This window comes from Streptomyces sp. NRRL S-920, from assembly GCF_000717945.1.
GTDB classification, from domain to species: domain Bacteria; phylum Actinomycetota; class Actinomycetes; order Streptomycetales; family Streptomycetaceae; genus Streptomyces; species Streptomyces alboniger.
In genome coordinates, this window is sequence record NZ_JODF01000154.1 from 1 (window position 1) to 685 (window position 685).

The following is a 685-nucleotide window of genomic DNA, read 5'->3' on the forward strand; positions in this document are numbered from 1 at the left end:
CTCGTCCACACCGGCGCCCCGGCCGGCCACCCCCACGCCCCGCCGAGCCGGCGCAAGAACTCCGTACCGGCATAAGCCGCCCGGTAACCGGCGAGCAGACGCGCCGGATCCGGCTGACGCAACTGCGGATCAGGACGCGGATCATTGACCAAGTGACCGCGGAACGCGGGGAGTTCGATGTCCCCGTGCCGCTCCAGGTCGGCCGAGCGGGGCTTGGCGAACTGGCCCGCGATCCGGCCCACCCGCACCACGGACAGACCGGTCTGGGCCTGCATCGCCCCGGCCAGCGCATCCAGCATGCCGGCCTTGCGTCTGAGCACCTTGGGCACACAGTCCGCGGGATCCTCGGCACAGTCCCCCGCCTGGAGGACCTGCAACGTGCCCGCCGCGACCTCGGCGAGCAGCAGCCGCAGCTGGCGCACCTCGTCCCAGGCCACCAGGCCGGGCAAATCACGGAGTTCACCGCTGACCTGTTCAGCCAGACGGTGGTCCTTCCACCGCGGTTGCTGCTGGGCCGGCAGAGTGCGAAGCCATTGACCCTCGCGCTCCGCATCCGAAGTGACATCGGTTTCAGATAACGATGTGAGAGTGAGAGGCGTAGTCACGAAGTGGATCCCCCGTTTTGGGAAGCTCGTCGCTCCGAAGTTGCAGACAACTACTCAGGTGAGCAGGAGGTAGCGCACTA

General features: G+C 67.9%; 1 protein-coding gene. It reads right to left on the bottom strand.

Translation table 11 applies throughout. The annotated features are described in order from the left end of the window. Positions 1-521: 3-deoxy-7-phosphoheptulonate synthase (locus tag IG54_RS0137295; protein ID WP_030795681.1), on the bottom strand; the 521-nt coding region annotated here is incomplete at its 3' end. Positions 522-685 lie beyond the last annotated feature (164 nt).